24 protein-coding genes and 1 rRNA gene are annotated in these 22,978 nt (G+C 40.9%); 23 read left to right on the top strand and 2 right to left on the bottom strand.

Features of this window, described 5'->3' with window-relative positions; genetic code table 11:
• Together rrf and CD122_RS08970 are read left to right on the top strand one after the other, a co-directional pair.
• Positions 1 to 86: ribosomal RNA gene (rrf, locus tag CD122_RS12655) — 5S ribosomal RNA — on the top strand; the annotation flags it as partial.
• 71 nt (positions 87 to 157) lie between these two features.
• Complete coding sequence (locus CD122_RS08970; protein ID WP_103358644.1) at positions 158 to 2,089, top strand: FUSC family protein; 1,932 nt, start codon at positions 158 to 160, stop codon at positions 2,087 to 2,089.
• A gap of 46 nt (positions 2,090 to 2,135) precedes the next feature.
• On the opposite strand, the gene pdxR is transcribed toward CD122_RS08970, so the two are convergent.
• Positions 2,136 to 3,536 (bottom strand): MocR-like pyridoxine biosynthesis transcription factor PdxR, encoded by a 1,401-nt coding sequence (gene pdxR / locus CD122_RS08975; RefSeq protein WP_103358645.1) that lies wholly within the window; start codon positions 3,534 to 3,536, stop codon positions 2,136 to 2,138.
• 108 nt (positions 3,537 to 3,644) lie between these two features.
• Between pdxR and pdxS the strand changes: the two genes are divergently transcribed.
• Together pdxS and pdxT are read left to right on the top strand one after the other, a co-directional pair.
• Positions 3,645 to 4,532 (top strand): pyridoxal 5'-phosphate synthase lyase subunit PdxS, encoded by an 888-nt coding sequence (pdxS, locus tag CD122_RS08980; RefSeq protein WP_044361168.1) that lies wholly within the window; start codon positions 3,645 to 3,647, stop codon positions 4,530 to 4,532.
• A gap of 1 nt (position 4,533) precedes the next feature.
• Positions 4,534 to 5,091 carry a pyridoxal 5'-phosphate synthase glutaminase subunit PdxT gene (pdxT, locus tag CD122_RS08985; protein ID WP_103358646.1) on the top strand — a complete coding sequence of 186 codons (558 nt, stop codon included), beginning with the start codon at positions 4,534 to 4,536 and terminating at the stop codon, positions 5,089 to 5,091.
• Between the two features lie 329 nt (positions 5,092 to 5,420).
• On the opposite strand, the gene CD122_RS08990 is transcribed toward pdxT, so the two are convergent.
• Complete coding sequence (locus CD122_RS08990; RefSeq protein ID WP_103358647.1) at positions 5,421 to 6,626, bottom strand: NupC/NupG family nucleoside CNT transporter; 1,206 nt, start codon at positions 6,624 to 6,626, stop codon at positions 5,421 to 5,423.
• A gap of 168 nt (positions 6,627 to 6,794) precedes the next feature.
• Here CD122_RS08990 and CD122_RS08995 point away from each other — a divergent pair, with 168 nt between their 5' ends.
• The 19 genes from CD122_RS08995 (at position 6,795) to rplA (ending at position 22,899) form a co-directional block, all read left to right on the top strand.
• Positions 6,795 to 7,256 (top strand): CtsR family transcriptional regulator, encoded by a 462-nt coding sequence (locus CD122_RS08995; RefSeq protein ID WP_103358648.1) that lies wholly within the window; start codon positions 6,795 to 6,797, stop codon positions 7,254 to 7,256.
• Between the two features lie 20 nt (positions 7,257 to 7,276).
• Positions 7,277 to 7,813 carry a UvrB/UvrC motif-containing protein gene (locus CD122_RS09000; protein ID WP_103358649.1) on the top strand — a complete coding sequence of 179 codons (537 nt, stop codon included), beginning with the start codon at positions 7,277 to 7,279 and terminating at the stop codon, positions 7,811 to 7,813.
• Positions 7,803 to 8,807, top strand: a complete 1,005-nt coding sequence (locus CD122_RS09005) for a protein arginine kinase (RefSeq protein ID WP_103358650.1) — start codon at positions 7,803 to 7,805, stop codon at positions 8,805 to 8,807. The genes CD122_RS09000 and CD122_RS09005 overlap by 11 nt, the downstream gene beginning before the upstream one ends.
• 15 nt (positions 8,808 to 8,822) lie before the next feature.
• A complete protein-coding gene (locus CD122_RS09010; RefSeq protein ID WP_103358651.1) occupies positions 8,823 to 11,270 on the top strand; it encodes an ATP-dependent Clp protease ATP-binding subunit in 2,448 nt (815 codons plus the stop codon).
• A 151-nt stretch (positions 11,271 to 11,421) separates the two neighbouring features.
• Positions 11,422 to 12,786: a DNA repair protein RadA gene (gene radA / locus CD122_RS09015; protein WP_103358652.1), complete on the top strand. Its 1,365-nt coding sequence runs from the start codon at positions 11,422 to 11,424 to the stop codon at positions 12,784 to 12,786.
• Between the two features lie 96 nt (positions 12,787 to 12,882).
• Positions 12,883 to 13,581 (top strand): 2-C-methyl-D-erythritol 4-phosphate cytidylyltransferase, encoded by a 699-nt coding sequence (gene ispD, locus CD122_RS09020; protein ID WP_103358653.1) that lies wholly within the window; start codon positions 12,883 to 12,885, stop codon positions 13,579 to 13,581.
• Positions 13,574 to 14,056 (top strand): 2-C-methyl-D-erythritol 2,4-cyclodiphosphate synthase, encoded by a 483-nt coding sequence (gene ispF / locus CD122_RS09025; RefSeq protein WP_103358654.1) that lies wholly within the window; start codon positions 13,574 to 13,576, stop codon positions 14,054 to 14,056. Before ispD ends, ispF begins: the two co-directional genes overlap by 8 nt.
• Positions 14,057 to 14,322: 266 nt before the next feature.
• Positions 14,323 to 15,777 (top strand): glutamate--tRNA ligase, encoded by a 1,455-nt coding sequence (gene gltX, locus CD122_RS09030; protein ID WP_103358655.1) that lies wholly within the window; start codon positions 14,323 to 14,325, stop codon positions 15,775 to 15,777.
• Between the two features lie 312 nt (positions 15,778 to 16,089).
• Complete coding sequence (cysE, locus tag CD122_RS09035) at positions 16,090 to 16,731, top strand: serine O-acetyltransferase (RefSeq protein ID WP_103358656.1); 642 nt, start codon at positions 16,090 to 16,092, stop codon at positions 16,729 to 16,731.
• On the top strand, positions 16,715 to 18,115 hold the full coding sequence (gene cysS / locus CD122_RS09040) for a cysteine--tRNA ligase (protein ID WP_103358657.1): 1,401 nt from the start codon (positions 16,715 to 16,717) through the stop codon (positions 18,113 to 18,115). The genes cysE and cysS overlap by 17 nt, the downstream gene beginning before the upstream one ends.
• A gap of 16 nt (positions 18,116 to 18,131) precedes the next feature.
• Complete coding sequence (locus CD122_RS09045; RefSeq protein ID WP_206167757.1) at positions 18,132 to 18,509, top strand: Mini-ribonuclease 3; 378 nt, start codon at positions 18,132 to 18,134, stop codon at positions 18,507 to 18,509.
• 2 nt (positions 18,510 to 18,511) lie between these two features.
• Entirely contained in the window at positions 18,512 to 19,261 is a 750-nt protein-coding gene (gene rlmB / locus CD122_RS09050) for a 23S rRNA (guanosine(2251)-2'-O)-methyltransferase RlmB (protein ID WP_103358658.1), read from the top strand.
• Positions 19,262 to 19,264: 3 nt separating this feature from the next.
• Positions 19,265 to 19,786 carry an NYN domain-containing protein gene (locus CD122_RS09055; RefSeq protein WP_103358659.1) on the top strand — a complete coding sequence of 174 codons (522 nt, stop codon included), beginning with the start codon at positions 19,265 to 19,267 and terminating at the stop codon, positions 19,784 to 19,786.
• A gap of 79 nt (positions 19,787 to 19,865) precedes the next feature.
• Positions 19,866 to 20,456, top strand: coding sequence for a sigma-70 family RNA polymerase sigma factor (locus CD122_RS09060; RefSeq protein ID WP_103358660.1), 591 nt, complete (start codon positions 19,866 to 19,868; stop codon positions 20,454 to 20,456).
• A gap of 58 nt (positions 20,457 to 20,514) precedes the next feature.
• Complete coding sequence (gene rpmG, locus CD122_RS09065) at positions 20,515 to 20,658, top strand: 50S ribosomal protein L33 (protein ID WP_103358661.1); 144 nt, start codon at positions 20,515 to 20,517, stop codon at positions 20,656 to 20,658.
• Positions 20,659 to 20,676: 18 nt separating this feature from the next.
• On the top strand, positions 20,677 to 20,856 hold the full coding sequence (secE, locus tag CD122_RS09070; RefSeq protein WP_103358662.1) for a preprotein translocase subunit SecE: 180 nt from the start codon (positions 20,677 to 20,679) through the stop codon (positions 20,854 to 20,856).
• 19 nt (positions 20,857 to 20,875) lie between these two features.
• Complete coding sequence (gene nusG / locus CD122_RS09075; protein ID WP_103358663.1) at positions 20,876 to 21,424, top strand: transcription termination/antitermination protein NusG; 549 nt, start codon at positions 20,876 to 20,878, stop codon at positions 21,422 to 21,424.
• 165 nt (positions 21,425 to 21,589) lie between these two features.
• Positions 21,590 to 22,012, top strand: a complete 423-nt coding sequence (gene rplK, locus CD122_RS09080; protein WP_044359250.1) for a 50S ribosomal protein L11 — start codon at positions 21,590 to 21,592, stop codon at positions 22,010 to 22,012.
• A gap of 191 nt (positions 22,013 to 22,203) precedes the next feature.
• Positions 22,204 to 22,899: a 50S ribosomal protein L1 gene (gene rplA / locus CD122_RS09085; protein WP_103358664.1), complete on the top strand. Its 696-nt coding sequence runs from the start codon at positions 22,204 to 22,206 to the stop codon at positions 22,897 to 22,899.
• Positions 22,900 to 22,978: the final 79 nt, after the last annotated feature.

Here is a 22,978-nt window from a genome sequence, read left to right on the forward strand (position 1 = left end):
TGTTCCCATGCCGAACACAGAAGTTAAGCTCTTTAGCGCCGATGGTAGTCGGACTTACGTTCCGCGAGAGTAGGACGGTGCCAGGTAATTCAACAAGAGAGGTCATATTGACTTCTCTTTTTTTGTGCGTTCTATTATTGAGAAAGGAGCTTTCATGATGCATACATATTGGAGAAATGTGACGTTTGTCGCAACGGATAAAATCAATATTAATCGTGGTATACGCCAAGGGCTGTTGATGCTTGTACCACTATTGTACGGTGTATTAACGGATCATATGTCACTAGCCTTACTCATTTCTATTGGAACATTTGCGCATATTTACGTGTTTAGTGGTACGTTTACGTCGCGTATGCGTGCAGTATGCTTTGCGACGTGTGGTCTGGTATTAGCAATGATGTTGGGGACATTAACGGTAAGTTATCCATTATTGTTTGGCATTGGTCTATTAATTGTGGCAGTACTGCCTTATTATGTGTTTACAACGCTACATCTTCCGGGGCCGTCATCAACATTCTTTATTATTGCGTATAGTCTATCCAGTGTTATGCCTGTGCAACCGGAAGCATTTTTTTATCGTGGTGTAATGGTTGGAATAGGCGGTTTGTTGGGAATTATACTTGTTTATGTAGAAAGTAAGTTGAAAGGTGAGCAACCCGAACAGGCGGCTGTTCAACAAGACTTTGTGCATATTCGTCAATTGGTCCAACATTTTAATAATCAAGTGATGTTTAATGATTTAACGAAAGCGGCAGTGAATGGTTTGATGATGTCATCTGATATTTTGAGTACGACGCGCTCGACATTACAGAAGAAGTCTGCGGCGTATCAACGTTTGATCTTGTTGCATCGTGTGGCTGAAGGGATTTATTCTGAGCTGTTAGAATTAAATGCGAAAGGACAGCGACCATTGCCACCTATTATTGTGGAAATGATGGATTATGTGACGTCGCCTATTGTTGAAGGGAATATATCTCATACACCGTGGCGTAAACGAATTGATGTACCCAAGTCCTATGATGCGTTGGTGCAGTTGATTTTTAAAGTGGATGAAGTGTTACAAATGCCTGATGAACAAGTAAAACATCAAGCGCATGTGACATCACCGCAATATTTAGCGCGTTTAAGATATAATTTAACGCCAGAGTCTATGAATTTTATTGCGACGTTAAAGTATACAGTGATTATTGGTTGTGCGATTATGATTGCGTTGGTGTTTGATTTTGAACGTGCGTATTGGATTCCTTTGAGTGCACATACGATTCTTATAGGTGGCGGAACGACGATTGCGAGTATTGAACGTGCAGGTGGTCGCTGGATTGGTACGTTAATCGGGATTGGTATTTCGATTGTGGTCTTATTGTTTGAGCCAAGTCTGTTAGTTGTCGTATTGGTCATGTGTATATGTAGTGCATTAACGGAGATGTTAATTGCGGCGAATTATGCGTTGGCAATGTGTGTGATTACGGTTCAGGTTATTTTGTTAGGTGGACTGGCACAAGGGCATTTAACAATGATGATTGCATTGCCTCGTTTCTTAGATACAACGGTAGGTATTCTTATCGCAGTAATTGGTGTACTACTGATTGGTCAGCGATTGGCAAGTAAACGTCTCCCTGAAATGATGGGAAATGTTGCACGTATCGAAAGTCAGATGTTTCATTATTTATTTTCGGATAATGGTTATCCAACTGAGAAAACAGCGCGACGTGACGCCTTACGTATGAAGTTGCAAATGGATAATATGGAAACGATGTATCGCTATGCTTATAATGAATGGTCTTCAAATCGAAAGCGAACGCAATATTACTATCCAGGGATGTTTTTATTGCAACAGATTCATTTTAAATTATTACAGTGTTTTCAAGCGCCACCAAAAGAGAAGTTAAGTCCAGCAATTATGGGGACGTATTTATTAGTGTTTGAAAATATTGCAAAACATTTTGAACATGGGATTGCGCAAGATGATGTTGTGACATTACCTCCACTACAAAATTATGTACAGATACGTCGTGCATTGATGCAGTTACAAGAAATTGCACTATATGATAAAGGGGATCAGCGTAACCCACATTTATTAGCAGATTAAGTGAAAACCTCCTTACAAAGTCAATGAAGGCTTTGAAGGAGGTTTTTCATTGCAATGCATGAATAAGTTGTTCCACATGATTGGCTAATTCATTGTCATCTATACCACCAAATCCTAATACGAAGCGTGGTGTTGTATCGTTGGCATGAAAACGATAGTGTGACAGTGGTTGGATGTCAATCGCGTGTGCTTTGAACCGTTGTAGGCAGTCTTGTTCGCTTAGGCCGTTATGAATGGTGACAATAAAATGCATACCGGTTTGTGCACCGTCAATGCGACAGAGTGTTGGATGTTGTGATAAATGGTTAAGCAATACGTCACGCTTTTGACGATAGATTTTCCGCATGCGATTGAGGTGCCGTTCGAATTGATTGCTTTCCATAAATCGGCTGACCATATATTGTGTGTGTCGTGGAACGGTGCCTCCTTCGATATTGCGTGTCTGATGATATTGTTTTGCCAAATGAGCTGGTAAGACGGCGTAAGCAATACGAATGCTTGGTGCAATGGATTTTGAAAAGGTGCTGACGTAAATGACGCGTTCAGCTTTATCTAGGCTTTGAAGTGCAGGAATAGGTTTACCTTCGTATCGAAATTCCGAGTCATAGTCGTCTTCAATGATATAGCGGTCGGGATGTGCGCTTGCCCATTTGAGTAGCTTGACACGATTTTGCAGGCTCATTGTTACACCTGTTGGGAATTGGTGACTAGGTGTGATGTATACAATATTGTCGTCACATTGCTCGATGTGTGCAACATGAATGCCATCGTCTTGTACTGGGATGAAATGAAATGGAATGTGCTTACGTGTCAGTAGCTGTGGCACTTGTGGATAGATTGGATCTTCCAACATAAATGTGTGCTGTGACGGCAGTAAGTCTGTAATGATTGATAATAGTTGCTCTGTTGATGACGCGATAATGACTTGTTCCGGTGTCGATTGAACGCCACGGCTATGAAACAGGTAGTGACTAATTTGTTGGCGTAACGTAAAGTCTCCTTGTTGATCACCAGTTTCCACCAACGTATGTTGTAATGTATCGAAAGCTTCTTTGGCGTATTTACGAAATTGTTCAAATGGAAAATGTGCTTTGTCGATGGCACCTAATTGAAACATATAGCGTGACGATGGAGGTGTGTCGGCTAATGTCATGGTTGATTCAGTCATTTCACGTTGTTGGCTAATGAGTGGCAATGTATCAATATCACTGACAAAAAAGCCTGAGCGTTGCTTGCTGTAAATGTAACCTTCATCTACCAATTGCGCATAGGCGTTTTCAATCGTTGTTTGGCTAATAGCAAGATACTCTCCTAAGTGGCGTTTAGAAGGTAGTTTTTCGCCTTCTTGCAGTTGACCATTAATAATGCTATCTCGAATTTTTTCATACAATTGCATATAAATCGGCTGATGATGTGATTTATCAATATGAAACATCAACATTTCCATTGTATTCCCTCCTATCTGACCCTTTTATATTTTGTTAATTTGACACTTTAACCAGTTCAGTTATTAGTATAAGCTACATCTAAACATACATAAAGGGGGAAATTTTTTATGACGAAACAAGTCGGATCAGAACGTGTCAAACGTGGTATGGCAGAAATGCAGAAGGGCGGCGTCATTATGGACGTTGTGAATGCAGAACAAGCGAAAATTGCGGAGGCAGCAGGTGCGGTAGCTGTAATGGCATTAGAACGTGTACCATCAGATATTCGTGCAGCGGGTGGTGTCGCACGTGCATGTAACCCAAAAATTGTTGAAGAAGTGATGAACGCTGTGTCTATTCCGGTTATGGCGAAGTGTCGTATCGGTCATATTACAGAGGCGCGTGTGTTAGAAGCGATGGGTGTCGACTACATAGATGAATCAGAAGTATTAACACCAGCGGATGAAGTGTTCCATTTGAAGAAAAGTGATTACACAGTACCGTTCGTATGCGGATGTCGTAACTTAGGTGAAGCGGCACGTCGTATTGGTGAAGGTGCAGCGATGTTACGTACAAAAGGGGAACCAGGTACAGGGAATATCGTTGAAGCAGTACGCCATATGCGTCAAGTGAACCAAGAAGTTGCACGTATTACTGTTATGAGTGACGATGAGTTGATGACAGAGGCGAAAAACTTAGGGGCACCGTATCACATCTTGCAAGATATTAAAAAACATGGTCGCTTACCAGTGGTTAACTTTGCGGCAGGTGGGGTTGCAACGCCACAAGATGCTGCATTGATGATGGAACTTGGTGCGGACGGTGTATTCGTTGGATCAGGTATCTTTAAGTCTGAGGATCCTGAGACGTTTGCGAAAGCGATTGTCCAAGCAACGACACATTATCAAGATTATGAGTTGATTGGTCGTCTTGCTAAAGATTTAGGTGCGGCAATGAAAGGTTTGGATATTAACCAACTGTCATTGGAAGAACGCATGCAAGAGCGTGGTTGGTAAGATGAAAATTGGTGTATTAGCATTACAAGGGGCAGTCCGTGAGCATATGCGTCAAATTGAAGCGTGCGGTCATGAAGCGATCGCAGTGAAGACTGTCGCACAGTTAGAGACGTTGGACGGTTTGGTGATACCAGGTGGTGAATCAACGACATTACGTCGTCTGATGACGTTATATGGCTTTAGAGAGGCATTGCGTGCATCATCACTACCAATGTATGGCACATGTGCAGGATTAATTGTACTTGCAGAAGATATTGAAGGCGAAGAAGGTTACTTACAAAAGCTGGATATTACAGTTGCACGAAATTCATTCGGACGCCAAGTCGATAGCTTTGAAGCAATGCTTGATATTGAAGGTATTGAACAGCCCGTAGAAGGTGTCTTTATCCGTGCACCACACATTCAATCTGTGCGCGACGGTGTATCAGTATTAGGAACAATTGACGATAAAATCATTGCTGTACGACAAGGACGTTATCTCGGCGTGTCGTTCCATCCAGAATTGACGGATGATACGACAATGATGCGCTATTTTATTGAACAAGTGGCTGCATCGTAATAGGACGATGTGTTTGCAGGCTAGATAGCAAAGGGTATTGCGACTTTATAATTTAGATTCTGGGAAATGATAAACGGTGTTCGCAAAGCAGGATTCTCGACAGAACTTCACGGTTCGACAAAATTTGAAAAGCAATTTTGCTCACCGTTCGGGTTCTGCTCGAATCCTAAACGCTTTTCTCACAACCTCTGACTTGGATGGCAGTGCCAGCTTCTAATCGCAATTATGTTTCTGGCATCAATGTGCTATCCATATTTGAAAAAACGAGAAGAAAATTCCTAATAAAAAAACCATTAAAATTCGACTCTGAATTTTAATGGTTTTTGTCTTTAGATAAAGAATCCAGCGATTGTTGCTGAGATGAATGATACAAGTGTTGCACCGAATAAAAGTTTTAATCCGAAGCGTGCAACCATGTCGCCTTTTTCGTCGTTTAATGATTTGATGGCACCTGAGATGATACCGATTGAGCTGAAGTTGGCGAAAGATACTAAGAAGACTGAGACAACACCGACTGCACGGTCTGATAAGCCTTGTACTTTGCCAAGTTCTGTCATTGCGACGAATTCGTTAGATAATAATTTTGTTGCCATGATTGAACCTGCATCAACGGCATCGCTCCAAGGAATCCCTGTTAAGAATGCAAGTGGTGCGAAGATGAAGCCGATTAATGTTTGGAAGTTCCAATCTAAAGAACCACCAGATACGAGTCCAATAATACCGCCAACAAGTCCGTTTAATAATGAGATAAGGGCGATATAACCGATTAACATAGCCCCTACGATAACGGCAACTTTGAAACCATCTAAAATGTATTCCCCTAACATTTCAAAGAATGATTGTTGTTTTTGTTCTGTATCGATGATTAATTTATCATCTTCTTCGTTGACTTTGTAAGGGTTGATAATAGACGCAATAATGAAACCACCGAATAAGTTTAAGACAACGGCTGTTACTACATATTCTGGTTTAATCATGGTAAAGTATGCACCCACGATTGACGCAGAAATAGTAGACATGGCAGATGCTGTCAATGTGTATAAACGGTGTTTCGGAATGTATGGTAATTGTTTTTTCAATGAAATGAATACTTCAGATTGTCCTAAAATAGCAGAAGCAACCGCGTTGTATGATTCTAAACGTCCCATACCATTCACTTTTGAAATTAAGAAACCAAGAACATTAATGATCAATGGTAAAATCTTCAAATATTGTAAGATACCGATTAATGCTGAAATGAAGACGATCGGTAATAATACGTTAATGAAGAATGTAGACGCACCGTCATTCATTAACCCGCCGAATACAAAGTTAATCCCTTCTGATGCTTGTTTAAGCAAGTAACCAAATCCTGCTGCTACGCCACCAACAATTTTAATCCCAATATTCGTTTTAAGTAAGAAAAAGGCTAAAACGAGTTGGATAGCAAGCATAAGGCCGATGTATTGCCAGCGAACATTTTTTCTGTCCGAACTTGCAACAAGTGCGAGGGCTAAGAATACGATGATGCCGACAATCCCGATGATAATATGCATGGAATAACACCTCTTATGTTAAATTATTTTATTTTTCTCACTAACTATATAATACAACATAAATGAAAGCATTAACATAACAAATTCATGAATTAAAAAACATATTGGTTGAAAAAGGTCAAAGATGGTCATATAATATAGTCAAAGATGGTCAAAAGGGGTGATATGATGCATAATATGTCAGATATCATAGAGCAATACATTAAGCAGCTTTTCGAGGAGGCACAAGCGGATGTTGTTGAGATACAGCGTGCGAACATTGCCGAACGATTTGATTGCGTACCATCTCAGCTCAATTATGTAATAAAGACAAGATTTACGAATGAACACGGTTATGAAATAGAAAGTAAGCGTGGTGGTGGTGGCTATATTCGCATCACAAAGATAGAAACGAAAGATCATGCGAACTATATCAAACATTTAATGTCGCTGATTGGTACATCGTTATCGCAACAACAAGCGTACTATATTATAGATGGTTTGTTAGAGAACGAGTTAATTAGCGAACGTGAAGCAAAAATGATTGCCGCAGTTGTCGATAGAGAAACATTAAAAATGGACGTTGCTGCGAGAGATATTATTCGTGCTAATATATTGAAACGATTGTTACCAGTGATTAATTATTACTAGAGATGAGAAGGTGATGCGTCATGTATCGTCATGAAGAAGAACAAAAATTAAAGCAAGGCAAACCGCACAAAGCGACGGACATTCATCTGTATCAAGAGCCTGTCCATGGACAATCCGATGAGCACTGGCATGAAGGTGACGATGTTGAAGGGACGTTTGTCATTCAACAAATTCTCCAACATCTTGCGGCGAAACATGGAATCAATGTTGATCAAATGATGTTTCGTGAAGAGAAGCGATGTCCAACGTGTCAGATGACGCTGAAGGATATTGCCCATGTCGGGAAGTTTGGCTGTCATGATTGCTATGAGACATTTCGTGATGATGTTGCGGATATTGTTCGACGTGTGCAAGGTGGGCATCTCGAGCATTCCGGCAAGTATCCAAAATCATCGCATACGAAGCGCGCTTTAAAACGTCAAATTGAAGAAAAACGCGCGTATTTAGAGACATTAGTAGCACAGCAAGCATTTGAAGAAGCGGCAGTTGTTCGAGATGAAATCCAAGCGTTGGAACAGACGCAGCAAAGTGAGGTGTCAAGACGCGATGACGAATGAACATGATGCATCGTTGCAAGACGAGCAACGACAAGAAGCAACGCAACCGGTCGTGATGTCTTCACGTATTCGTTTGGCGCGTAATCTGGAGAACTACGTACATCCACTTATGTTCCCGAATGAAGATGAGGGACATCGTGTGGTCAATGAAGTTCAAGATGCGCTGACGGATTTGAATGTACAGCGTTTAACGGATATGGACCAACAAAGTGCTTACAAGTTAGTGGCGAAGCATTTGATTAGTCCAGAGTTGACGAAACAGCCGGCTGCAGCAGTGTTATTGAATGATGATGAGTCGGTAAGTGTGATGGTCAATGAAGAAGATCACGTGCGCATTCAAGTGATGGGACAAGACTTATCACTGGATGATTTGTATCAACGTGCATCGGATATTGACGATCAGTTAGATGCAGAAGTTGACATTAGCTATGACGAGACGTTGGGCTATTTGACGACGTGTCCGACGAATATCGGCACAGGGATGCGTGCAAGTGTGATGCTGCATCTTCCAGGGTTGTCGATTATGAAACGTATGAACCGTATTGCACAGTCGATTAACCGCTTTGGCTTTACGATTCGCGGTATTTACGGCGAAGGTTCACAAGTGTATGGTCATGTGTATCAAGTGTCGAACCAGTTGACGCTCGGTAAGTCAGAACAAGAAATTATTGAAGCGCTGACGGAATTAGTCACACAGATTATCAATGAGGAACTTGAAGTACGTCAACGCTTGTTGGCACATAAAGAAACTGAGACGTTAGACCGCATTTATCGTTCACTCGGTATTTTGAAATACAGCCGACGTATTTCTGTAGAAGAAGCGTCTTATCGTTTGAGTGACATTAAGTTAGGTGTCGATTTAGGTGTGCTAGACATGCCGGAATTTGATTTTAATGCCATGATGATTGCAATCCAATCACCATTTTTAATAGATGAAGAAACAACACAATCAATCGAATCAAAACGCGCAGATATTTTAAGACAGTATTTATAAATTGGAGGTTGAGTTATGTTATTTGGTAGATTAACAGAACGTGCACAACGTGTGTTGGCACATGCACAAGAAGAAGCAATTCGTTTCAATCATTCAAATATTGGGACGGAACATTTACTATTAGGTTTGATGAAAGAACCTGAAGGCATCGCAGCAAAAGTATTAGAAAGTTTTGATATTACGGAAGAAAAAGTAGTCAATGAAGTTGAAAAATTGATTGGTCACGGTCAAGAACATATTGGCACATTGCACTATACGCCACGTGCTAAAAAAGTGATTGAATTATCAATGGATGAAGCACGCAAATTGCAACATAATTTCGTCGGAACAGAGCACATTCTACTTGGCTTAATTCGTGAAAATGAAGGTGTGGCAGCACGTGTGTTTGCGAACTTAGACTTGAATATTACGAAGGCACGCGCACAAGTTGTCAAAGCGCTGGGTAGCCCTGAAATGGCATCAAATAATGGACAAGTGTCAAAATCAGACAACACACCAACATTAGATAGCTTAGCACGTGACTTAACAGTGATTGCGAAAGACGGTACGTTAGATCCAGTTGTTGGACGTAGCAAAGAAATTACACGTGTCATCGAAGTGTTAAGCCGTCGTACGAAAAATAACCCGGTACTTATCGGTGAACCAGGTGTAGGTAAAACAGCGATTGCAGAAGGCTTGGCACAAGCAATTGTTAACAACGAAGTGCCTGAAACACTTAAAGGTAAACGTGTTATGTCATTAGATATGGGGACAGTCGTGGCAGGTACAAAATACCGCGGTGAATTTGAAGAACGCTTGAAAAAAGTGATGGAAGAAATTCACCAAGCAGGTAACGTCATTCTGTTTATTGATGAGTTGCATACATTGATTGGTGCAGGTGGTGCAGAAGGTGCAATCGATGCGTCTAACATCTTAAAACCAGCATTAGCACGTGGTGAATTGCAATGTATCGGTGCGACAACATTAGATGAATACCGTAAACACATTGAAAAAGATGCGGCACTTGAACGTCGTTTCCAACCGGTACAAGTGGACGAACCAAGTGTTGAAGATACGATTGCGATTTTAAAAGGTTTGAGAGATCGCTATGAAGCGCATCACCGCATTAATATTTCTGATGAAGCGGTGGAAGCAGCAGCGAAGTTAAGTGATCGTTACGTACAAGATCGTTTCTTGCCTGACAAAGCGATTGACTTGATTGATGAAGCGAGTTCAAAAGTACGTTTGAGACATCATACAACACCAACGAATTTGAAAGAATTAGAGCAACAAATTGAACAAGTGAAAAATGAAAAAGATGCAGCTGTTCATGCGCAAGAATTTGAAAATGCGGCGAACTTACGCGATAAACAAACAAAGTTAGAATCGCAATATGAAGCGGCGAAAAATGAATGGAAGAATAACCAAGATGATCGTCATACAACGCTTGTAGCGGACGACATTTCAGAAGTGATTGCTGGCTGGACAGGTATTCCGTTGACGCGCTTAAATGAAACGGAATCTGATCGTTTGCTGAACCTTGAAGAGACATTACACGAACGTGTTATCGGTCAAAAAGATGCCGTGACGTCAATTTCTAAAGCAGTACGTCGTGCGCGTGCAGGGCTTAAAGATCCAAAACGCCCAATTGGTAGCTTTATCTTCTTAGGACCAACGGGTGTCGGTAAAACGGAACTTGCTCGTGCGTTAGCTGAATCAATGTTCGGCGAGGAAGATGCGATGATTCGTGTCGACATGAGTGAATACATGGAGAAACATACTGTGAGCCGTTTAGTCGGAGCGCCTCCAGGATATGTTGGGCATGATGACGGTGGTCAATTAACTGAAAAAGTACGTCGTAAACCATACTCAGTTATTTTATTTGATGAAATCGAGAAAGCACATCCAGATATTTTCAACGTATTATTACAAGTGCTTGACGATGGTCATTTAACAGATACAAAAGGACGTCGTGTAGACTTTAGAAATACGGTCATCATTATGACATCTAACGTTGGTGCACAAGAATTACAAGATCAACGTTTCGCAGGTTTTGGTGGAAAATCAGAAGGCAGCGACTATGAAACAATTCGCAGTACGATGATGAAGAGTCTGAAAAATGCCTTCCGTCCTGAATTTTTAAACCGTGTAGATGATATTATCGTCTTCCATAAATTAGACAAAGAAGAATTGAAAGAAATCGTCACAAAAATGGTGAACCAATTAACAAAACGTTTATCAGAACAAAACATCCATGTAAACGTGACAGAAGCAGCGAAAGAAAAAATTGCTTCTGAAGGTTATGATCCGGAATATGGTGCGCGTCCACTCGTGCGTGCAATCCAAAAAACAGTAGAAGATAACTTGAGTGAACTGATTCTTGAAGGTAAAGATTTGGACGGCAAGTTAGTCACTGTTGATTATGATGGCGAAACATTCCAATATGATGTAACAGAACGTCAAGAAGTAGAACCAACAGCATAATGCGTGATATAGATTGGGGCAACGGAATCCTTGAACATAAGGGTTCCTGCCTCAATTTTTTTGTTTAATCATGAAAGGGTGTCGCCATTGTCAAGTGACGGTTGCCAGTATAAAATAGATTGGGTAGATAAAAGAGATGGAGGTGTGTCAGATGGCGAAAAAGAAAGTGACGTTTGAATGTACCGCGTGTGGATATCAGACGCCGAAATGGATGGGGAAATGTCCGAACTGTGGGGCATGGAACAGTATGGAAGAAACGATTGAACAAAAGGCAGCAAGTCCAAAACATGGTGTGCGTGCTGAGTCGACTGCGAAGGTGCAAAAGTTGAATGATGTAAAACAAGAACAAGCACCGCGTATTTTGACGAATAGTCGTGAGTTAAACCGCGTGTTAGGTGGCGGTATTGTGCAAGGTTCACTCGTGCTGATTGGTGGCGACCCGGGTATTGGGAAGTCGACATTGCTGTTACAAATGTGTGCGTCATTATCGAAAGAACGCAAAATTTTATATATTACGGGTGAGGAATCGCTTAACCAAACGAAGCTGCGTGCGGATCGCTTGGAAGAAGATGCGAGCGCATTAAATGTATTTGCAGAAACGAACTTGGAAATCATTCACGAAGCGGTGAAGAAGGTAGAGCCGGAACTTATTGTTGTTGACTCGATTCAGACGATTTTCCATCCGGATATTACGTCTGCACCAGGTTCTGTCTCACAAGTGCGTGAAAGTACACAGAGTTTGATGCATATTGCCAAGCAGATGAACATTGCGACGTTTATCGTTGGTCATGTGACGAAAGAAGGTCAAATTGCGGGACCACGTTTGTTAGAACATATGGTGGATACGGTGCTGTACTTTGAAGGTGATGAACACCACGCCTATCGTATTTTGCGTGCGGTAAAAAACCGTTTTGGTTCAACAAATGAAATGGGTATTTTTGAAATGAAACAGTCTGGCTTACAAAGTGTTGTGAACCCGTCAGAGATGTTTTTGGAAGAACGTTCGTCTAACGTACCAGGTTCGACGATTGTGGCGACAATGGAAGGGTCGCGCCCATTACTTATAGAAGTTCAAGCGCTCGTAACACCAACGACGTTTAACAATCCGCGACGTATGGCGACAGGAATTGATCATAATCGTTTAAGTTTGTTGATGGCGGTACTGGAGAAGAAGGAAGGATACTTGCTGCAACAACAAGATGCATATATTAAAGTAGCCGGCGGTGTGAAATTAACAGAGCCAGCGGTAGACTTAGGTATTATCATTGCGACTGCGACAAGTTTCAAAGACCGTGCCGTAGATGGTTTGGACTGCTTTATCGGTGAAGTTGGTTTAACAGGAGAAGTGCGTCGTGTCTCACGTATTGAACAGCGTGTACAAGAAGCGGCAAAGTTAGGCTTTAAGCGTGCGATTATTCCGCAAACGAATATCGGTGGTTGGACGTTCCCAGAAGGTATTGAAGTAATTGGTGTGACGTCCGTACATGAAGCGTTAAAATACGCATTGAAGGCATAGTAGAGGCGCCGTATGTAGGGGTAGGATATGTGCGGATATATTACGCATGTGTCTAATCCCATGTGGTGCACTGTAAAGGAAAAGGTGGCTAAGCGAATGACAAATTATCACGTGATTATCCCGGCAGCAGGGAAGGGAACACGTATGGGGCGTACATATAATAAGTTGCTGATTGAAGTTGCACAGCAAACAATTATTGAACATACCGTAACAATTTTTCAGCAAGATCCGTCTTGTAAAGGCATTTACCTCGCGATACAACCTAATGATCGTGAACAATTGACGAAGTTGTTGGCACGTTTTGATAAAGTGAAAAAACTCGTTGAAGGCGGTCGTGAACGTCAAGAAAGTATTCATAAAGTTATTGATGAACTAGACGTAGCAGTAGACGATGTCGTACTCGTTCACGATGGCGCACGTCCTTTCGTTACGCAATCAGTAATTCATACGCTTGCAGATGCGATTCAGACACACGGTGCAGCTGTCATTGGTGTAAAGGCAAAAGATACGATTAAAGTCGTGCATGATCAATTTGTCACTGAAACGTTGGAACGTCAGTATTTATGGCAAGTACAAACGCCACAAGGTGCAACTTACGGCGTATTGAAACAAGCTTATAACATGGCACAGGCTGAAGGGATCATTGGCACAGATGACGCTTCATTACTTGAACATGCAGGTCAATCGGTGTTTATGGTTGAAGGTAATTACGATAATATTAAAGTAACGACAGAAGAAGATTTAACAAATGCACAAGCAATTATAGAGAAAAGGAGCGAAACAAAACATGTTTAGAGTAGGCTTAGGTTATGATGTTCATGCGTTTGATGCAGAGCGCCCATTAATTATCGGCGGTATTGAAGTACCACATACGCACGGCTTAAAAGGTCACAGTGACGCAGATGTGTTATTACATGCGATTACGGATGCATTTTTAGGTGCCTGTGCATTAGGCGATATTGGCAAATTATTCCCAGACACAGATAGTCAGTTTAAAGATGCAGATTCTAAGGTATTGTTAAAAGAAGCCTATGCAGAAGTAAAAGCACTTGGCTATGTCATTAATAACGTTGATGCGACAATCATTGCAGAACGTCCAAAGTTTCGTCCACATATTGATACGATGCGCCAAGTGATTGCAGACTTATTTGAAGTCGATATTGCGCGTGTCAATGTCAAAGCGACAACGAGTGAAAAACTTGGCTTTACCGGTCGTCAAGAAGGTATTGCTGCACAGGCGATCGTGTCTGTCATCCAGCAACAAGGCTAGAACAAAGACACTACGACGAAATCTTTGTTAAAACATGAGATTTCTGTGCAAAAATAAGACGTATGCAGTATAGAAACAAGTAGGAAATAGACGCTATAGCCAAGAGACAGTAGCTGACTGGCATGAAAATACGCTTTGACAAGCTTTTTTCACGCCTAGTCACCCTTGTCGGGGCACTACAACGAAATCTTTGTTAAAACATGAGATTTCTGTAGTGCTCCCGTGCTATAATATAACAATTGAAGATTAAAACAGGAGTGAATACGATGAGTGAACGAGTAAGAGTAAGATATGCACCAAGTCCAACAGGGTATTTGCATATCGGTAACGCACGTACAGCATTATTTAACTATTTATTCGCTAAACATTACGGTGGCGACTTTGTGATTCGTATTGAAGATACGGATTCAAAACGTAACTTAGAAGACGGTGAATCATCACAATTTAACAACTTACAATGGTTAGGTCTTGATTGGGATGAATCCGTGGACAAAGATAAAGGTTACGGTCCATACCGTCAATCAGAACGCGGACATATTTACCAACCATTAATTGACCAATTATTAGCAGAAGATAAAGCGTACAAATGTTACATGACGGAAGAAGAGTTAGAAGCAGAACGTCAAGAACAAATTGCACGTGGGGAAATGCCAAGATACGGTGGTAAACACGCGCACTTAACAGAAGAAGAACGCGCGCAATTTGAAGCGGAAGGACGTAAGCCATCAATCCGTTTCCGTGTGCCACAAGATCGCACGTACAAGTTCGATGATATGGTTAAAGGCGAAGTGTCATTTGAGTCAGACAACTTCGGCGACTGGGTTATCGTTAAAAAGGATGGTGTGCCAACATATAACTTTGCGGTTGCGGTTGACGACCACTACATGGAAATTACAGATGTTATTCGTGGTGACGACCATATTTCTAATACGCCAAAACAATTAATGATTTACGAAACATTCGGTTGGGAACCTCCACGTTTCGGTCATATGACATTAATCGTGAATGAACAACGCAAGAAGTTAAGTAAACGTGACGGTCAGATTTTACAATTTATCGAGCAATATCGTGATTTAGGTTACCTTCCTGAAGCGATTTTCAACTTTATTGCATTATTAGGTTGGTCTCCAGAAGGCGAAGAAGAGATTTTCTCTAAGCAAGAATTTATCGACATCTTTACTGAAAAACGCCTATCAAAATCACCGGCATTTTTCGACAAACAAAAACTTGAGTGGATTAACAACCAATACATGAAAGAAAAAGATGCTGAGACGGTATTCGAAATGACATTGCCACATATGATTAAGGCAGGTTTATTACCAGAATCACCATCTGAAGCGGATCTTGAATGGGGCCGTAAGTTGGTTGCGTTATACCAAGAACAAATGAGCTACGCAGGTGAAATCGTACCACTTTCTGAATTGTTCTTCCGCGATGAAAAAGCGTTAGATGAAGCGGCTCAAGAAGTATTAGACGGCGAACAAGTGCCAGAATTAATGCGCGTATTAAGCAGTAAGTTAGAAGCACTTGAATCATTTGAAGCAGGCGCTATTAAAAAAGAAATTAAAGCCGTACAAAAAGAAACAGGTATTAAAGGGAAACAACTCTTCATGCCAATTCGTGTTGCTGTAACAGGACAAATGCACGGACCAGAATTACCGAACACAATGGAAGTGCTTGGTAAAGATAAAGTATTAACACGCATTCAAAAGTTACTGTAATATGCATTAAGTGTTTAACTTGATATCGGCGGTTAAATCGACTACTATTAAAGTGAATTTGGAATAAAGGATTAGTAAGCTATAACAAGTGTCTCAGAGAGTGTACGGTTGCTGCGAGTACATCACATGTATAGTCGAATGCACCTTTAGGATGACAGTGGAATAGACCAATGAGTGAATATACCTAGTGTGTTAATGCTAGCGTATATTAATAAGAGTGGAACCGTGCAACAGCACCTCTGACAATTTAATGTTGGGGGTGCTGTTTTTACGAGGCAATACTAAAACCTTGAGAAGAGAGGGAGAACCTAAATGTTAAGACGTATGATGGATGATGTGAAAATGGTATTTGAACAGGATCCCGCTGCACGCTCATCTTTTGAAGTCATTACAACCTACGCAGGCTTACATGCGGTATGGAGTCATTTGATCGCACACAAACTTTATCAAAAGAAGCATTATATTTTGGCACGTGCCATTTCACAAGTTTCGCGTTTTTTCACGGGTATCGAAATACACCCAGGTGCTAAGATAGGGCGCCGCTTGTTTATCGACCATGGTATGGGGGTCGTTATCGGTGAGACATGTACGATTGGTGACAACGTAACGATTTATCAAGGTGTTACGTTAGGTGGAACAGGGAAAGAAAAGGGCAAGCGTCATCCGGATATCGGTGACAACGTCCTCATTGCGGCAGGTTCAAAAGTTCTTGGAAACATTAAAGTACATTCGAATGTCAATATTGGCGCGAATTCAGTTGTGCTGAGAGATGTGCCGAGTTATACAACAGTTGTCGGTATTCCAGGACGTATTGTCAAACAAGATGGCAAGCGTATTGGTAAAACGTTCGATCACTTGAACTTACCAGACCCAATTTATGAACAAATTAAGCAACTTGAAAAGCAACTCGAACAAACGAAAAATGGGGAGATTAAAGATGATTACATTATATAATACATTAACGCGTCAAAAAGAACCGTTCAAACCAATTGAGCCGGGCAAAGTGAAAATGTATGTGTGTGGACCAACAGTTTATAACTATATTCATATTGGTAATGCACGTCCGGCAATCAATTACGACGTGGTCAGACGTTATTTAGAATACAAAGGCTTTGAAGTGAACTATGTATCTAACTTCACGGATGTGGATGATAAATTAATTAAACGTGCACAGGAATTGGGAGAAACCGTACCAGAAATTGCAGACCGCTATATTAAAGCGTTCTATGAAGATACAGGTGCATTAAATGTGAAACCTGCAACGTCTAATCCACGTGTGATGGATCATATGGATGAAATCATCGCGTTTATTAAAAAGTTAGTCGATGACGGTTATGCGTATGAGAGTGGCGGCGATGTTTATTTCAGAACACGCAAGTTTGATGAATATGGTAAGCTCAGCCATCAATCACTTGACGACTTAAAAGTAGGGGCACGCATTGAGCAAGGTGAAAACAAAGAAGATGCGCTAGACTTCACTTTATGGAAAAAGGCGAAACCGGGCGAAATCAGTTGGGAGAGTCCATTTGGTGAAGGACGTCCAGGCTGGCACATTGAATGTTCTGTGATGGCATTTGAGAAACTGGGACCAACGATTGACATTCATGCCGGGGGTAGTGACTTGCAATTCCCACACCATGAAAATGAAATTGCACAATCTGAATGTCACAATCATGCGCCATTTGCCAACTATTGGATGCATAACGGCTTTATTAATATTGATAATGAGAAAATGAGTAAGTCGCTCGGTAACTTTATTTTAGTGCATGACATTATTAAAGAAATTGACCCGGATGTATTACGTTTCTTTATGATTAGTGTGCATTACCGCAGTCCGATTAACTATAATTTAGAGTTAGTTGAAGCGGCAAAAAGTGGCTTAACACGTATTCGCAACAGTTATGAAGCGTTACTTGCACGTGAAGCAGTGGCGACAGACTTAGTCGTTGAACAATCATATATGGATCAAATTGATGTGATTTTAGCACAGTTTGAAAAAGTAATGGATGACGACTTTAATACAGCAAATGCGATTACAGCTTGGTATGATTTAGCAAAACTCGCAAACAAATACTTGTTAGAAGACAATACAGCGACAGCAGTAATTGCACGCTTTAAAGAAGTATTCCAAATCTTTAGCGATGTGTTAGGCGTGCCATTGCAATCAGCGCAAGCGGCAGAATTGCTTGACGCAGACGTTGAAGCATTAATTGAAGAACGTAATGAAGCGCGTAAAAATAAAGACTTTGCACGTGCTGATGAGATTCGCGACCAACTCAAAGCACAGAACATTATTTTAGAAGATACGCCTCAAGGTGTGAGATTTAAACGTGTCTAAACAAATCGACTTTAAAATGCTGAGCCCATTAACACTTGCGTATATGGGTGATGCAGTGCTTGACCAATTTGTACGCGGACACATTATTTTAAAGTATCAAAGTAAACCGAACCGTTTGCATCAAGAAGCCAAACGGTTCGTTTCTGCTAAAAGTCAAGCGCAGACATTGGAAGCATTACTCGCAGATGACTGGTTTACTGAGAGCGAGTTGGCAATTGTGAAGCGTGGTCGCAACGCAAAAAGCCATACGAAAGCTAAGAACACGGATATTCAAACGTATCGCAAAAGTTCGGGGCTTGAGGCAATCATTGGCTATTTACATTTAACGCAAGATGAAGGACGTATTATAGAGTTATTGAATGAAATTGTAAAACGTGTAGAAGAGAGGTGTTAACTATGGAATCAGAAGTGATTGTTGGACGTCATGCGGTTCGTGAAGCGATTACGAGCGGACATGCCGTGAACAAAGTGTTAATTCAAGAAGGCGTTAAGAAACAACAAATTGACGATATTTTAAAACAAGCGAAAGATTTAAAACTTGTCGTTCAAACGGTCCCAAAATCCAAATTAGATCAAATATCGACAGCACCTCACCAAGGTGTTGCAGCGTATATCGCACCGTATGAATATGAATCGCTAGAGAACTTCTTAGAACAGCAAGCGAATAAGGAGACGTTATCGACGGTATTCATTCTTGATGGTTTGGAAGACCCGCACAATTTAGGTTCTATTTTAAGAACGGCAGATGCAACAGGGGTGGACGGCATTATTATTCCGAAACGACGTTCTGTGGCTTTAACACAAACGGTAGCAAAGGCGTCCACAGGTGCAATTCAGCACGTGCCAGTTATTCGTGTGACGAACTTGTCGCAAACGATTGATGTGCTGAAGGAACGTGGTTATTGGGTTGCAGGTACAGAAGCGGATAATGCAACGGACTATCGTCAAATGCAAGCAGATATGCCACTTGCCATTGTCATAGGTAGCGAAGGACAAGGTATGAGTCGTCGCGTGAAAGAGAAGTGTGATTTTTATATTAAAATCCCAATGGTTGGGCATGTTAACAGTTTGAATGCGTCAGTAGCAGCGAGCTTGATGATGTATGAAGTGTTTAGAAAGCGTCAGCCTATCGGTGGTGACAAATAACTGATGAAGGATTATTACGTGATTATTGACGGTTATAACATGATTGGCCAGTCACCAGAATTGATGCGCCTTGCCAAGGAAAACTTGGAGGAGGCGAGGGAGCAATTGCTGATAGAGATTGCGAACTATAATGCACTTGTTAAAGGGCGTATTATATGTGTGTTCGATGCCTACGAGCAAGGCACACCACAATCAGAAACAGTCTATCACGGTGTGCACGTTGTCTTCACAAAAGAGGGAGAGACGGCAGACAGCTTTATCGAGCGTTATGTCTATAATATTTATAACAAGCATATTACGCATATCACGGTCGTAACGAGTGATATGAGTGAACAGCACGCCATTTTTGGTACGGGTGCTTATCGGATTTCATCGCGAGAAATGTGGCGTCATCTTAAGGAGAATAAGACAGCTGTCTCTAAGACGATTTCTTCATTTGAAGCACAGAAACCGCGCACACGCATGCATTTATCGGAAGAAGTTTTAACGGAATTTGAGAAAATCAGACGTGGTGAACATAAATAGTTGAGAAGCCTCAAGTTGCTTTTTGAAAGGGAAGCTCATAATCTTATAGAGCAACCTTTTTATAAAGCGAGGCGATTCAATGCGTAATACGGAGTCGCATACGCATGCTCCATGTCCCCCGTCTCAACAGCCAGCAGCAACACAGTCACGTTGGTTAGAACACCAATTGACCTATATTCGGCAACGTGCGACACAATGTTTTAGCGATTATAGTGTGCATGAATATGAACGTGAAGACTTAGTTCAAGAGACAGTGTTCGCTTTGTATAACAAGTTAACTACGATGAAAGATCATCATAGTGTCCCCATTGAACATTACATCAATCGAACAATTCGTCGTCGCAAGTTAGACTATAGGCGCACAAAGATGAATCGACAACGTATTTTTCAGGACTATGTGCAGTCGGCAATCTGTCAAAATCGTTACAATCATCAAGTGCACGGCAATCCGATCGACTTAGCACTCCGAAACGACATACTTTTAGAAGTGTACAACGAGGTACTGGCAACAATGACGCCGATTGAACGGCAAGTGTGTCAATATTTATACCAAGAATGGAAACCCGCAGAAATCGCTCAGGCAATGGAGATTGATTCGAAAAAAGTCTATAATACAATTTATCGTGTACGTCAAAAGTTGAAAGCAGCATTGCATGCGAATGTTGATTGACAATTGAACGTGTCCTTATGTATAGTTAATGAGTATTATAGGATTAAGGTGAGTTAAAGTGAAAAAAGTACCGCTTAGTTGTGAGAAATGTGGCAGTCGTAATTATCACATTCCGAAATCTGCGAACCGAACAGATCGGTTGGCGTTGAAGAAGTTTTGTTCGGCGTGTCAAACACATACACTTCATAAAGAATCCAAATAATTGGAGGTAAAGAAGATTATGGCTAAAAAAGAGAGCTTCTTCCAAGGCGTTAAGTCCGAAATGGAAAAAACAAGTTGGCCAACAGGTCCAGAACTTGTGAAATATACGACAATCGTAGTAAGTACGGTAGTATTCTTCTTACTATTTTTCTACGGTTTAGATATTGCAATTGGTCAAATAATTGAAATGATAAAATAGTGAGTGAGGAGATGTCAGCATGTCTGAAGATTTAGGTGCGAAACATTGGTATGCAGTTCATACCTATTCAGGATATGAAAATAAAGTAAAACAGAACTTAGAAAAACGTGTTGAGTCTATGAATATGACCGAACAGATTTTTCGTGTTGTGATTCCTGAAGAAGAGGAAACACAAGTGAAAGATGGTAAAGCGAAGAAATCAATGAAGAAAACTTTCCCAGGTTATGTGTTAGTAGAACTTATCATGACGGATGAGTCTTGGTATGTTGTACGTAATACGCCGGGTGTTACAGGATTCGTTGGTTCTGCAGGGGCAGGTTCTAAGCCAAATCCGTTATTGCCTGAAGAGGCACGCTTTATCTTGAAACAAATGGGCATGAAAGAAAAAACAATCGATGTTGAAGTCGAACTTGGTGAACAAGTACGTGTTACTTCTGGACCATTCGCAAACCAAGTCGGCGAAGTAGAAAGTATCGAAGCAGACAAGTTCAAGTTAACGGTATTGGTAGATATGTTCGGACGCGAAACACCAGTTGAAGTTGAATTTGATCAAATCGAAAAACTATAAGTCAGTGTAAAAAGAAAATAAAGTTTTGTGTTGTAATCTAATAATCTAGATGATATAATAACGAGGTCGCGCATTTATAGCGCTACATTTCGTCACGAAATGTTAAGAGTGGGAGGGCAAAAATGAGCCCTGTGACCACATCACGATATCAAGGAGGTGCACATCGTGGCTAAAAAAGTAGAAAAAGTAGTTAAATTACAAATTCCAGCAGGTAAAGCAAACCCAGCACCACCAGTTGGTCCTGCACTAGGTCAAGCCGGTGTGAACATTATGGCTTTCACAAAGGAATTTAATGCACGTACGCAAGAACAAGTAGGTTTAATCATTCCAGTAGAAATTTATGTATATGAAGACCGTTCATTTACATTCATTACAAAAACACCACCTGCAGCAGTTTTACTTAAAAAAGCAGCAGGCGTTGAAAAAGGTTCTGGTGAACCAAACAAAACAAAAGTTGCTACTGTAACGAAAGATCAAGTACGTGAAATTGCTAACACTAAAATGCCAGACTTAAACGCTGCTGACGAAGAAGCGGCTATGCGTATCGTTGAAGGTACTGCACGTAGTATGGGTATTGTTGTTGAGTAATTCATTAACGTCAACACGCAATTAAACGAACAAATGATAAATTTTGTAGTGAACGCAGATAGACCCCTTTGTTATACGAGATGACATTGTAAGATGTGCTAATACATCGGGTTATCTGCGCTCAACTTGCTATTACGGCAAGTAAACGTGGGAGGACATTCCGATAACACCACTAAAGGAGGACAATAATAATGGCTAAAAAAGGTAAAAAGTATCAAGAAGCAGTTAGCAAAATTGATCGCCAAGCATTCTACGCTATTGAAGAAGCGATTAAATTAGCTCAAGAAACATCTGTTGCTAACTTCGATGCTTCAGTTGAAGTAGCATTCCGTTTAGGAATTGATACACGTAAAAACGACCAACAAATCCGTGGCGCGGTAGTATTACCACACGGTACTGGTAAATCACAACGTGTATTAGTATTCGCTAAAGGCGACAAAATTGCAGAAGCAGAAGCAGCAGGCGCTGACTACGTTGGCGACGCTGAATACGTTAACAAAATCCAACAAGGTTGGTTTGATTTCGACGTAGTCGTTGCAACACCTGACATGATGGGTGAAGTTGGTAAATTAGGTCGTGTATTAGGACCTAAAGGTTTAATGCCTAACCCTAAAACAGGTACTGTAACAATGGACGTTACAAAAGCTGTTGAAGAAATCAAAGCTGGTAAAGTTGAATACCGTGCTGAAAAAGCAGGTATCGTACACGCGTCTATCGGTAAAGTATCATTCGATACTGACAAACTTGTAGACAACTTCAAAACATTATTAGATGTTTTAACTAAAGCAAAACCAGCTTCAGCTAAAGGTACTTACTTCAAATCTGTTTCAGTAACAACTACAATGGGCCCTGGTGTCAAAGTAGATACTGCAACTTTTAAACTTTAATTGATAGATAAAAGCGTAAAATGATCAACTGATTGTTTTACGCTTTGTCATAAATAACTTTAAATTAACTGTTGACTAT

It is taken from the genome of Staphylococcus rostri (assembly GCF_002902145.1).
Taxonomy (GTDB): Bacteria; Bacillota; Bacilli; order Staphylococcales; family Staphylococcaceae; genus Staphylococcus; species Staphylococcus rostri.